Raw genomic sequence first — 12,745 nt, forward strand, 5'->3', positions numbered from 1 at the left:
GACAGCAGCAGCGTGGCCAGCTTGTGGCGGATGGCGAACCGGAGGGTGGTGTCGTAGAAACGCAGCATCGCGCCGAACACCTTCTCGGAGGTCCGGTAGAGGGCGCCGTGGCGCACCTCGCCGGGCGGCCGCAGGAACCGCGAGGCCAGCATCGGCGTCAGGGTGAGGGACACGATGCCCGAAATCAGGATCGCCGCGGCGATGGTCACGGCGAAATCATGGAACAGCCGGCCCAGGATGCCGCTCATGAAGAGAACCGGGATGAAGACGGCGGCCAGCGAGATGGTCATGGAGATGATGGTGAAGCCGATCTCCTTCGAGCCGTCGAGGGCGGCCTGCATCGGGGTCTTGCCCATCTCGATGTGGCGGACGATGTTCTCCAGCATGACGATGGCGTCGTCCACCACGAAGCCCACCGACAGGGTCAGCGCCATGAGCGAGAGGTTATTCACCGAGAAATTGGCCAGATACATCACGGCGAACGTGCCCACGATGGAGAACGGCAGCGCCAGGCTGGGGATGATCGTGGCCGAGACGTTCCGGAGGAACAGGAAGATCACCAGGATGACCAGGCACAGTGTGAGCATGAGCGTGAACTTGACGTCGTTGACCGACTCGCGGATCGACTGGGAGCGGTCGAAAATGACGCTGAGCTCCACCGACGCGGGCAGCTGTTTCTGAAACACGGGGAGAATGTCCCGAATGGCCTGGACGATGGCGACGGTGTTGGTTCCGGGCTGGCGCTGGATGGCCAGGATGACCGCCCGCTTGGCGCTCTCGCGGGTCACATGCCAGGCGGCGACCTTGTCGTTTTCGACGCTGTCGATCGCCTCGCCGAGGTCCCGCAGATACACCGGCGCGCCCTCGCGGTAGGTGACGATCAGCCCGCCGTAGGCGGCGGCCTCGAGCAACTGCCCGTCCGACTCCACGGTGTAGGCGCGGTGCGTGCCGTAGAGCACGCCGCTGGGCAGGTTGACGTTGCCGTTGCGGATGGCGTCGGCCACCTCGTTGATGCCGATGTTTCGGCTGGTGAGCCGGTCCGGATCGAGCCGAACCCGGACGGCGTACTTCTGGGAACCGTACACTTGCACCTGGGCTACGCCGTTGACCATGGAGATCCGCTCGCCCAGGGTGGTGGCGGCATACTCGTTGAGGGTGGACAGCGGCAGCGTGTCCGATTTCATGGCGAGCATGAGGATCGGCGAGTCGGCCGGGTTGACTTTCCGGTAAGACGGCGGCGTGGGCATGTCGCGGGGCAGTTGCCGCTGGGCCTGGGCGATGGCCGCCTGCACGTCCTGGGCGGCGGCGTCGAGGTCCCGTTCCAGCGCGAACTGGAGGGTGATCTGCGTGGAGCCGATGCCGCTCGACGAGGTCATGTTGTCGATGCCGGCGATGGTGGAGAACTGCCGCTCCAGCGGCAGGGCCACCGTCGAGGCCATGGTTTCGGGGCTGGCACCGGGCAGGCTGGCCGACACGGTGATGGTGGGAAAATCGACGTTGGGCAGGTCGTTGACCGGCAGGGTGATGTAGGCCATGACTCCGAAGAGGATGATCCCTAGCATCACCAGAACGGTGGTGACAGGCCGGCGGATGAACAGGGCCGGAATGTTCATGGCTGGATGACCTCGGGCTCCACCTTCCGGCGGACGGTGATCCTGGAGCCCGGGGTGAGCCGCATCTGGCCGTCGACGATGACGGTGTCGTCGGCGCGCAGGCCGTCGCGGATGACTGCCTCGCCGGCCATGATCCGATCGACGGTGACCTTGCGCACCGCGGCGGTGTTGTCCGCCGTCACAACGTAGACCAGCGAGCCCTCCTGGCTGGGCACCACCGCCTGGGCGGGCACCACCAGCGCCTGTGGTTCGGTGTCCAGCACCAGCAGCACGTCGACAAACAGGCCGGGCCACAGCACGCCGTTGGCGTTGTCGCAGGTGGCCTTCAGGTGGATGGTGCCCGTGCCGGAAGCGACGGTGCTGTCCAGGAAGGTGACGGCGCCGCGCTCGGCTGGCGCGCCGCTGTCGGGGATGGTGGCGGACACGGTCAGGCGGTCGCGGCGCATCTGTTCGCGCAGGCGGGGCAGGACCTGCTCGGGCACGGTGAAGTCCACGTAGATGGGGCGGATCTGGTAGATCTGGACGAGGATGGTTTCGTTGAGCCGGGCCATGTTGCCGGCGTGGACGAGGAGTTCGCCCGTCCGCCCGCTGGCGGGGGCGGTGACGGTGCAGTAGCCGAGATCGAGGCGGGCATTGAGCAGTTCGGCCTCGTCGGCCCGCACTGACGCTTCGTCGGCCTGCAGGGTGGCCTGCAGCGCTTCAGCGTTGGCCTTGACCGTATCGTACTGCTGGCGGGTGACATAGTCCTTGGCCACCAGCTCGGCATAGCGCTGCACGTCGGCTTCGGCGTTGCGCCACAAGGCGCGGTCGCGCTCCAAGTTGGCCCGCGAGCGCGCCAGCGCCGCCTCGGCGCGCTGCACCGCCGCCTCGAAGGGGGCCGGGTCGATGGTGAACAGGGTCTGGCCGCGGCGGACTTCCTGACCTTCGCTGAAGTGGACGCTGAGGATGGGGCCGCTGACCTGGGTCTTGACCGCCACGGTGGAATACGCCTCGACCGTGCCGATGGCTTTGAGCTGAACCGGCATCGGTTTCTGAACCACTGGGGTGGTGGTGACGGCCACGGGCGGCGCGGTCCGCGGGGTGCTGTCGGCGGATTTGCCGGTGCAGCCGACGCCGCCGACGGCGAGTCCGGCCAGCAGGACGGCGGGGGCGACCGTGCGCAAGCGGGTCAGCAGGCGGGTGCGGGCGATGCGTGTCATGGTTGTCCTTCGGGGGATCGGGGTGGAGCGGGCGGATCGGGCGGCGCGGGCGATGCGACCGCCGCGGCGGGGCCGGCGGTGAGTAGCTGGCCGGTGTTGCGACCCAGCCGGGCCATGGCCAGCAGCCACTCGGTTCGGGCACGGGTCTGCTCTGAACGAGCAGCTTCCAGGGTGCGCTGGGCGGACAGCAGGTCCAGGATGTCGCCCACACCGGCGCGGTAGCGGTTGAGCGCCACGTCGTACGATTGCGTCGCGCTGCTCAGCAACTCGTCGGTGGTGCGGATCTTCTCGCCGGCGGTCTGCAGGGCGTAGAAGCTGCGCCACACCTCGTGCGCTACCGTCTGCGCCAGACTGTGGACACGCGCGGTGGCCGCCGCCGACTGTTCGCTTGCCTGAATGACGTTGTTGGCGTGGGTGTACCCGGTGAAGATGGGCAACCGGAGCGTGATGCCCACGGAGTAGTTGTCCAGCAACGTGTCCCAGCCGGTGTTGTACAGGGCGCCGGCTCCGGCGGTGGCAGCCACCGTCACGCCGCCGGCGGCCTGCACGCTGCGCACACGGGCCTCGGCGCCGAGCGCTTCCGCCCGGGCGGCGGCCAGGTCGGGGCGGAGACGCTGGGCGACCTCGATGAATCGATCCACCTCGCCGGCGGCCGCGTCGGCCGGGATCTCCGGTTGGAAATCAGCCAAGCGGATCGCCGTGTTGGCGGGCAGGCCCACGGCCGCGGCCAGCGCGCCCTCCAGCGTGCGCAGGTCGCCGGTGGCCGTCTGCAGGGCCAGTCGGGCCTGGGCCAGGGCGGAGCGCGCCTGGAGCACGTCGGCGATGGTGGCCACGCCGGCACGATGGCGCTCCGTGGCGGATTCGAGCACCGCCTGAGCCTCGCGCACCGCCGTCTCTTCCGCCGTGACAAGGGTATTCACGCCGTGGTGGAGGTAGTACGCCTCCAGCACCATGAGCATGACGTCCTCGAGCACGGCGCGATGGGTCCAGTTGGCGGCCCGCAACGCCTGGCGGGCCTCCTCCAGATCCGCCGCCCGTCCGCCGGAATCGTACAGGAGATAATTGACTGCGATGGACGGCCCGAGTGCGCCCTGCCATTCCTCGTACTTCGAGGAACGGGAGCCGTACCCCGCCTGGCCGATGCCTTCCAGATCGACAGTGGGGAGATAGGCGCCGCCTCGGCTCGCCTTGGCCGCCGCCGCCGCCCGGGCGGCGTGCCAGGCAGCCTTGGTGCGGGGATTGTGGCGGAGGGCGTAATCGATCAGGTCGCTGAGCCGCCACCGGGCGTCGGCGGAAAAATCAGGGGGTGTTCTCTCCGGCGCGAGCAGGGTCGGGAGTTCGGCGGGATCGGGCGTCCAGGGGGAGGCCGGGCTGGCCGATGTGTCCCCCGGCGTCGGATGCCAGGGGCGGTACTTCACCGGGCGGCCGGGATCATCGCCGGCCGCGGCGAGTGAAGCCAGGGCCAGTGCGGCCGCCAGGCTGATGCTCCGGACAGCGAACCGGCAGAACCGAACGCTAGGCAGACGATTCAGGCACACGCAGGTCGCTCCTCGTCGCGGATTCTATCCTCATACGAAACCGAACCATTGATGTTTGCAGCACTCTCAGCGGGATCCGGTGACGGCTGTCACGTTTTTCGACGTTCGGCCTCCTCACTGCAAGTCGTGCAGCAGGTCGTGCGGTGAGACACCCAACTCGCCGGCTACTTCCTTGAGGGTCGAGTCGCCGCCGGCCTCAACACCGCGGGCCTTGAGCCGCTCCAGGGCAATCGGCAGTCGAATCAAGCCTTCGCGCTCGAGTTCGGCCAGAGTCTTGCGGCCGAGACCGCTGCCGGCGCCGGGCGGCGGCAGTTTGTTCGCAGATTGTCCGGCGGGACCGACCGGCCGGAGCACATCATAGACGCGCTGGGGCGGGACGCCGTTACGCCGGGCGACGGTGTCGACGGTCTGGCCGACGTCATCGACCCGAAGACCGCCGGCGCGGAGGCGCGCCAGGGCATCGTCAGGCGGGATCCCCAGGTAGCGCGCGAACTGGCTCAGGGTGGACAACTCGGCGTGGCCGTAAGGCGGCTCGCCGTACGATGCGATCCAGGATGCCTTGACTGCGCCGTTGAACGCCACCAGGTTGCGGAACGGCGGCCACGCCAGCAGCGTACCGACGAAGACCACGACAGTCAGCCCCAGGGCCAGCAGAAACTCGGGTGTGACCACCACCAGGCGGCGGGCGGCGTTGCGCAGGTAGGACACCAGGCAGGCCCAGTTCAGATATATGTGCAGGATGGAGGCGATGAGGAATACCACCATGAAATTGATGTGGACGGCGGAGTAGTCGTCCTTACCGAGACCCCACAGCGTCCAGTTGGCCCAGTTGGCCACCCGGCCCTGGGGGCTCAGGAACAGCATGATCCCGGTGTACGCCATCATCACAAACGACAGGGTGGTCACGAGCGAGACGATGCGTCGGAACGACATGATGCGATGACTCCTCCAGATGATGTACCGGGCCCGGGGCCGACTCAGTCGTCGGCCAAAAGCCGGGCGGCCAATTCCTTGACCAGCTTGGCGGCGACCCGGGCGGTGGCGTCTCCGGCATCGTGGGCCGGCAGGTATTCGACGATATCGGCCCCCACCAAGGGGCCCGGCAGGGTTTGGATCAGCGTCAGGAGTTCCCGCGTGCTGCAGCCCCCGGGCTCGGGATGGGCCACGCCGGGAGCGAACGCCGGATCCAGAATGTCGAGGTCCACGCTCAGATAGACGGGTCCGGACACAGCGGGAAAGGGGCCGTGCGGCCAGTCGCGCATGTCCAGAACCCCCACACCGAACCGTTCTGCCTGGTCGCGCTGGTGGGGGTTGCGGGTGCGCACGCCCACCTGGACAAGCCGCGTCACCAGGCTCTCCTCGAGCACGCGGGCGAAGGTGCAGGCATGGGACAGACGGTTGCCGCCGTAATTGTCGTACAGGTCGGGGTGGGCGTCGAGCTGAACCACGGTCAGTCCCGGAAAACGAGGTCCATAGGCGCGCAGTACGGGGAGGGTGACCGAGTGATCGCCGCCCAGCGCCAGGACGCGGGCGCGACGCATCAGCACGTCGGCCACCGCCGCGGTGATCGCCGCCGGCGCCGCGGCGCCGGCGGCGTCGAGGTCGAGATCGCCCAGATCCGCCAGCCGCGGCTCCGTCCCAAGCTCGAGGCCGTTCTCGGTGCTCAGGTTTGTGGACTCGCAGGCCAGGGCCGCCCGGATCCGCGGCGGCGCCGCCGCGGCTCCGCTCCGGAACGACGAGTGTTTGTCCAGTGGCAGGCCCAGCAGGGCCACCATGTCCGGTTTGAGCGCGGCCGGAGTGATCGATGCGTCCAGCATGCGGATAGTCTGACAGATCGCAGGCGGGGTTGCAACTGATTGCGCAGCGGCCGCGCCGATTGTGCCGTCGGTCGGGTCAGCCGCTGCCCGTCGGTGGAGCGTGGCGGCGCAGCCAACGGACGGGCATCCCGCCGGCGCCGGCCGTGGCCAGCCGGAGCAGCGCCCGGAGTGTCACGGCCACAGGCGGGAGCCAGCGCCCGCCCGGCGCGAACAGCCGCCGGTGCAGCCTCAGGATCTCCGCTTCGGTGAGCGTCGCGGTGTCGTAGCCGAGCGACGGCGCCGCCGCGGCGGAGGCGGCGATAAAATCGCCGAGGCTCCGCCGGCGCCGGCGCACGCCGTAGCGCTCCGGTGCTTCGAACCAGGGCGCGCCCGGCTCCATCTCGACGGGGAAGACGTGCACGCTCCGGATGGAGGCGAACCGCCGCCGCAGCCGACGGATGTAGTCGTGGGTGGCCAGCACCCCGGCGGCCGTCTCACCGGGGAGTCCCAGCGCGAAGTAGAGCGTGGTGGGCGCGCGGAGCTGGTTCAACAGGTCCAGCCTCTCCTCCAGTTCACCATTGGTGAACGGGTAGGCCCGGTGAGTCTGCCGAAGCGCCTCATCCGCGGTCTCCGGCGACAGGATCACCGTCGAGGTGTGGTGCAGCACCCGCCGGAACAGGCGGCACAGTTCAGGGGAGGGTAGACCGAAAAACTCGAAGTCCGCCCGCACCGCAGGCCGGAGCCGCCCCAGCGCCGCAACGAGGGCGGCGGTGTGGTTCTCGCAGGCGGGATCCGGGTCGAAGCAGAAATAGAACCGCGCGATTCCCCAGTCGGTCCGGAGCCGCGCCACCGATTCGGCCACCCCTTCGGGTCCGCGCCGCACCGTCACCGTGCGTCCCGTGAGGCGGCGGACGCCGGGGCCGCTCCCGCCGCACCAGGTGCACGAGCCCGGGCAGCCGCGGCCGGCGGGCACACCGTACACCGCCGCGGCCCGCTGGTCGCGGCCCAGCCGCTGCAGGAGCCGCACCGGACCTTCCCATGGCACGATCCACTGGAGCCGGAAGACGGTTTCGGGGTGGCGGTAGAACCGCAGGGCGGCGAAATCGGCCGCATCCAACTCGGCGGCGTCCGCGCAGTAGCCGATGGGGTTGTGCCGTACCGCGCCGCCGGGGTCGCGCCAGCTCACGTTGGGAATTTCGGACAGATCAGGCTGTCCGCTCCGGACGGCGTCGGCGAGCGCCGCCAGCGGCCGCTCCCCTTCACCCCGCACCACGGCGTCGACGAACGGGCACTCGGTGAGGATCTCCCCGGCGAAATGGCTGGCGGTGTATCCGCCGAGCACCACCCGCACACGCGGCCGGACCGCCTTGAGTTGCCGGGCGGCTGCCAGGGTGTCGTAAGTTTGAGGATGCCAGTGGAGAGAAAACGCCGCCAGCGATGCCCCGGACGCCCCGACGTAGTCCGCGAGCAGGAAGCGCGGGTCCAACAGCTTCTCCGCGCCCAGGTGGACGATCCGGCAGCGCCGGGCCCGCCGCTCCAGCTCCCCGGCCAGCGCCAGCAGACCGGCAGCGGGAAAATTGATCCGGGCATGCGACCCCAGCACCGGGTCGCGCACAAGCATTCGGGGCACATGCACCAGCACGGCGTCCAGGTTCAGGTCGGCGGCGTCCAGGTGCATGGCCGGTCATCCTCCGCGAGGCCCGTTGGCGGGCGTCGGCGGTGAAAGCGTTGGCGTCGGCATGTGATCCTGTGCTATTAATACCACACGTTTTCCTCACAGGCGTGCCGAGTCGGCAAACGACGGCGGGAAGGACTCCGCTGTCGCAGCGCAGGCGGCGGCATGCGTGATCGGACAATTTGACTTGGAGGTGGTTGGATGGGTGGAGAAACCGCGTATCCCAATGTCCACGTCTGGCTGGATCAGATTCAGGCGCTGCTGGCGGCGACACCGGCGGGCGCGCCGGTGAAGGACGCCCGACGGGCACTGGACATCCTGCGACGGATGCTGACGCCGCCGGCTTTGGGAAGCCGGACAGCGGCAGATGACGTTCCGGCCGAAGGCGTCCGGTTGATCTACCTGCTGGGTTGGATCAAGGCGGGTGTCGCGGCCGGCCTGACGGTCGCCTCGAGCGAGGTCGCGGCAGCCGCGGAACGCGCTGTGACCGGTCTCGAGACCGTCCTCGGTTCGCCAGAACCCTCGAACACGCGCGACTGCGCCGAGTACATGAGCCGGCCGTCGCCGTGTCCGCCGGCTCGGCCTGGAATCTGATCCGGGAACAACCGGCGGAATAACCAGGACGGAGCCGACCGGCGATCCGGACATGACCGGTCGACTCTCTCCGATGGTTTCCGGCGGGTGTCGGGACGGCGGGGGCGGCCCGCCGCCATCGGCTCCCGAGCACGGTCCCTTCCAATGCGCTGGACACATCTCACCCTGATGATGACCGAGCGGTGCAACTACCGCTGCGTCTACTGCTACCAGCAACGGTCGCAGCGGGATCTGGCGGATGACCGGATCCGACAAGCCTGCACGCGGCTCCTGCCGCTGGCTGCGCCGCGCTGCCGGGTCACATTTTTCGGCGGGGAGCCGACACTGGTGTTTTCGGCCGTACGGCGCGCTGTGCGGCGGATCGAAGTGTGGAACCGGGGCGGGCAACGAGACCTGACCTACGGCATCACCACCAATGGCAGCCTCCTGGGGCCCTGCAAGCTGGCATTCCTCAACGCCCACCGGTTCCGGGTGGTGCTGAGCCATGACGGCGTGCACCAGGATCGTCACCGTGCCCCCGGCAGCACGGCTAGGCTGGCCCGGTTGCTGGAATCCCTGGGCGACTATCCGGGCATCCGGCTGGCGGTCAATTGCGTGGTTACCCGGGACACGGTCCGGGACCTGCCGGCCACGGTGCGCCTCCTGCTCGGTTTGGGCGTCCCCCGCCTGATCCTGGCTTACGACCGGCAGTCGCCGTGGCGCGACGCAGAGATCGTCGCGCTAGCGGCGGCACTGCGGGAAGTGCGCCCGTTGCTGCCGCCGCCCGACCCGGAGGATGAGGCGGCCCCCGGGGCATTTCGACAGACGGACGGCGAGCGGCGGATCTTTCGCTGCCCCGCCGGTGAGACGCGGTTGGCGCTCGCGGCCGACGGGACCGTCTGGGGCTGCCACCTCTTCGCCGATTATTTCCGCGGCCGTCAACACACCGATGAATTCACCCGCTACTGCCTCGGCGACATCCGCCGACTCGATCCGGACAGCCTGGCTGGGCGCAACGGGCTGCTTGCGCCGTACCGGCAGCTGGCCATGAACAACGGCCTGACGCCGGGCGGCTTCTGCATGTTCTGCGGCGAACTCTTTGAATGCGCCATTTGTCCGTTGGACGCGGCCCTGAGTTCGGGGCGCATTGGCCGGATCCCGGAGTGGTACTGCCGGTTTGAGCGGATCCTGCGAGGCGGGCGTGTGCCTGGACCCGGCGCACCGGACGGGCGGGAATCCGGGGCAGCTCTTCAGGCAGGCCCCTGACCGCCGCACGGCGGGCCTAGGGCAAACGGCCGGCGGCGGCCTCCTTCAGTTCCGGACGATCGGGATCAGCATCCTTCCAGACGTTCAGAAACCGCCCGAAATGGCGGCGGGCGTCCTGAGCGTTCCCCTGCTGCCGGGCGCACCGGCCCAGGTTCAGGAGTGCGAGGGCGTAGCTGTCGCTGGTGTTCAGGCGGCTGGCGGCCGAATCGCGCAACCGGGTGAACGCGCTCACAGCCCGGTCCATGCGCCCGCTCGCCCGGTAGGCCTCGGCGAGCAGCGGCAGGTAGAGCGACGGGCTGCCGAAGAACCGGACGTCGGGCGTCCAGTCGAGGAGCGGGAGTGCCAGCTCCATCAAGGCGGCGGCCCGACGGGGATCGCTCCGGTGCAGGGCCAGGGCGGCCGACAGGTGGTAATAGTGGCGCCGCAGTTTCGCCATGCCGGTCGCCATCTCCAGCGCCTGCAGGCGCCGGGCGGTGCCCGCCGCCGCCTCGGCCCGTCCCTGCGCCAGGAGCGCCAAACCCTGCAGGTGGAGCGCGAGCGCGTCGTATTCAGGATCCAGCAGCGCCGGCGCCGCGCCGCCGGCGGACTCGGCGTGTCGCAGCGCGCCGGCGGCGTTGTCGCGCCGCAGCTCCAGGTAGGCGGCCAGCAGGGCCAGGTCCACGCGGATGGCATTTTCACCGAGTGTCTCCGCTTCACGCAACCCCGCGTCGAGCACACGGGCGCTCTCGGCGTAGCGGCCTCGGCCGATAAGAAACTCCGCCAGGACATAGTGGCCCATCAACCGCTGGTCAGGATCGGCATGCCGAATCCGCTCGCGGAGGATCCGCTCGGCTTCGCCGGGCCGGCCGCAGAGATTCTCCACGGCAGCCAGCCGGACGTGAAGCCAGCTCTTCTCGCGCGGCAGGTCCAGGCACTGCATCAACTCCTGGCGTGCCTGTTGGTACTGGTTTTCCAGAAGATAGGTCCATGCCAGCCGGCCCTGATAGGGCATTGGATCTTTGAACAGCGGACGGTTGCGCACGAGGAGCGTTCGGGCCGAGCCGGCCAGACCCTGGCGGATGTCGATCTCCGCCAGGTTGAGCACAGCCAGGTGATCGGTGGGGTCGGCCATCGCCGCCCCGCGGAACCACCGGCTGGCCTCCGGCCAGTCCTCGGCGTTCCGGTAGATCCCGCCCACCAGCCGCTTGATCCCGGCGTCATTGGGATAGAGGGCGTCGAAACGCCGGCCCAGGTCCGCCCGCTTGAGGTAGTTGACCTCGGTGAATTTGGAGTACAACAGCTCCAGGTTGAAGCGCTCGCGCGGCGTGAGCCGCGCCTTGTAGGCCAGGGCTTTCTGCATGTACCGGCGGTCGTTTTCCAGCTCGCGCAGGTGGCCGTAGTTGACCGACATCCGGGCGTAGGCCATGGCGAACTCGGGATCGAGGGCCGTGGCCTGCTCCAGACGAGCGTTACTCTCCGTGAACCGGCCGCTGGCGTAGAGCTTGTCGGCCTCGATGTACAGCCGCAGCGCCTCCCGCGACGAGGTGGTGACGTCCCGCAGCGCGGTGTCGATGTCGCCGGCGATGGATTCGGGCGAGAACTGGAGCGCCTCCTTGATCTTGGGCGTAAGCGCGTCGATGAGATCCTGCGGGTCCGCCGGCTCGGCCAGCTCCACCTGGGCCGAGGCGATATACTCCTGTGTGGTCGCGTCGAGAATAGCCGCCTGGAGGCGGCAGGCGCTGCCCTCCAGGTACATCACCCGGACCCGGTGAGTGGCCCCCTCGGGCTCTTTGATCACCGACAGGTAGCGGGACTGGAAAAGGTCAACCTCCAGCAGGAAAGTCAGGATCTCGCTCAGGTTGGGGGCGTCGCCCACCGGGCTGGCGATCTTGACGGGCTCGACGAAGATTTTTGGTTTGCGGGCGGCGGCGGTCTCGCCGCCGGGGTGCCGTTCGGCCGTCGGCGGGGCCGTCGGCCGCGTGATGACGAAGTAACCGGCCGCCGCGGTAAGGAGCAGGAGCAGCGTGGCCAGCTGCCAGCCCTGGCGGCGGGACAGCCGGGCCGCCGTCCGGCGGAGGGTGTCGGACGCAATGCCGGCGCGGTTGTTCCGGCAATCGATGAGCTGGTCCAGCACGCCGGCCATGGACGGCGCACGCTGCTCCGGCGGCCGGGTCAGGGCGGCGACGATGATCCGGATCAGTTCGGGGGGCGTATCGGGCCGGACGTCGGTCACCGGCGCCGGCGTCTCGTTGAGGATCGTGTGGACCGTCGCCTTGGTGTAGGGCGCCGCGAACGGATTGCGGCCGGTCAGCATCTCGTAGAGGACGACGCCGAAAGACCAGACGTCGGTGCGGGCGTCCACCGGCAGCCCGCGGGCCTGCTCCGGTGACATGTATGCCGTCGTGCCCACGGTGCCTTCCGCCTCGCTGGTCTGCGCGTGGCCCGACAGTTTGGCCAGCCCGAAGTCGAGTATCTTGACGTCGCCGGTGCGGGTGATCATGATGTTGGCGGGCTTGATGTCCCGGTGGACCACGCCGGCCTGATGGGCGCCGACCAGTCCCTGGGCGGTCTGGATGGCGACGGAGAGGATCTCCTCGATGGACATGGCGCCCCGGGCGAGCCGGTCCTTGAGCGTCTCCCCCTCGTAATGCACCATGCAGATGAACATCCGTCCGTCGGCGGTCTCGCCGATCTCGTGCACGCCGCATATGTTGGGGTGGTCTAGGGCCGAAGCCGCCCGGGCTTCCAGGACGAGCCGCCGGCGGGCCGCGGAGTCCCGGGTCAATTCGAGGGGCAGGAATTTCAGGGCCACGGGACGGCTCAGCAGGGTGTCTTCGGCCTTGTACACCTCGCCCATCCCACCGGCGCCGATCCGCTCCAGGATCCGGTAATGGCCGATGGTGCGGCCGATCATATCCGTATTGTCAGGGGTCCGGCCCGTGCAATCGCCCGGATCTTCCACCCTACCTACTCCTGCGCGAAACCAATGACCTCCATTGTAGGTCAACTCGGGGAGCGTGGCAAGGTCTGTGCCGCAGCCCGGCGGTGGCCGCAAGCGGCGGCGGGAACCCGATGGGGAGGATCGTTGCGGGTGGAGTCGGAGCGG

The 12,745-nt window shown here is 69.0% G+C and carries 9 protein-coding genes; 2 read left to right on the top strand and 7 right to left on the bottom strand.

Annotated features, from left to right (window positions below; genetic code table 11):
* The 6 genes from GX414_01065 to GX414_01090 all read right to left on the bottom strand — a co-directional run.
* On the bottom strand, nucleotides 1–1,613 hold a 1,613-nt coding region (locus GX414_01065; protein ID NLI45674.1), incomplete at its 3' end, for an efflux RND transporter permease subunit.
* On the bottom strand, nucleotides 1,610–2,812 hold the full coding sequence (locus tag GX414_01070) for an efflux RND transporter periplasmic adaptor subunit (protein ID NLI45675.1): 1,203 nt from the start codon (nucleotides 2,810–2,812) through the stop codon (nucleotides 1,610–1,612). The genes GX414_01065 and GX414_01070, both read right to left, overlap by 4 nt.
* Nucleotides 2,809–4,350, bottom strand: a complete 1,542-nt coding sequence (locus GX414_01075) for a TolC family protein (GenBank protein NLI45676.1) — start codon at nucleotides 4,348–4,350, stop codon at nucleotides 2,809–2,811. Before GX414_01075 ends, GX414_01070 begins: the two co-directional genes overlap by 4 nt.
* Nucleotides 4,351–4,464: 114 nt before the next feature.
* Nucleotides 4,465–5,283 carry a DUF4405 domain-containing protein gene (locus GX414_01080; protein NLI45677.1) on the bottom strand — a complete coding sequence of 273 codons (819 nt, stop codon included), beginning with the start codon at nucleotides 5,281–5,283 and terminating at the stop codon, nucleotides 4,465–4,467.
* Nucleotides 5,284–5,327: 44 nt separating this feature from the next.
* A complete protein-coding gene (gene speB / locus GX414_01085) occupies nucleotides 5,328–6,167 on the bottom strand; it encodes an agmatinase (protein NLI45678.1) in 840 nt (279 codons plus the stop codon).
* Nucleotides 6,168–6,243: 76 nt separating this feature from the next.
* Nucleotides 6,244–7,824 (bottom strand): radical SAM protein, encoded by a 1,581-nt coding sequence (locus GX414_01090; GenBank protein NLI45679.1) that lies wholly within the window; start codon nucleotides 7,822–7,824, stop codon nucleotides 6,244–6,246.
* Nucleotides 7,825–8,022: 198 nt separating this feature from the next.
* Between GX414_01090 and GX414_01095 the strand changes: the two genes are divergently transcribed.
* Together GX414_01095 and GX414_01100 are read left to right on the top strand one after the other, a co-directional pair.
* A complete protein-coding gene (locus GX414_01095; protein ID NLI45680.1) occupies nucleotides 8,023–8,415 on the top strand; it encodes a hypothetical protein in 393 nt (130 codons plus the stop codon).
* Between the two features lie 144 nt (nucleotides 8,416–8,559).
* Nucleotides 8,560–9,660 (top strand): hypothetical protein, encoded by a 1,101-nt coding sequence (locus GX414_01100; GenBank protein NLI45681.1) that lies wholly within the window; start codon nucleotides 8,560–8,562, stop codon nucleotides 9,658–9,660.
* Between the two features lie 16 nt (nucleotides 9,661–9,676).
* Here the strand turns inward: GX414_01100 and GX414_01105 are convergent, their stop codons facing one another.
* Entirely contained in the window at nucleotides 9,677–12,553 is a 2,877-nt protein-coding gene (locus tag GX414_01105; protein NLI45682.1) for a protein kinase, read from the bottom strand.
* Between the last annotated feature and the right edge of the window lie 192 nt (nucleotides 12,554–12,745).

It is taken from the genome of Acidobacteriota bacterium (genome assembly GCA_012517875.1).
In the GTDB taxonomy this organism is placed as follows: Bacteria; Acidobacteriota; JAAYUB01; order JAAYUB01; family JAAYUB01; genus JAAYUB01.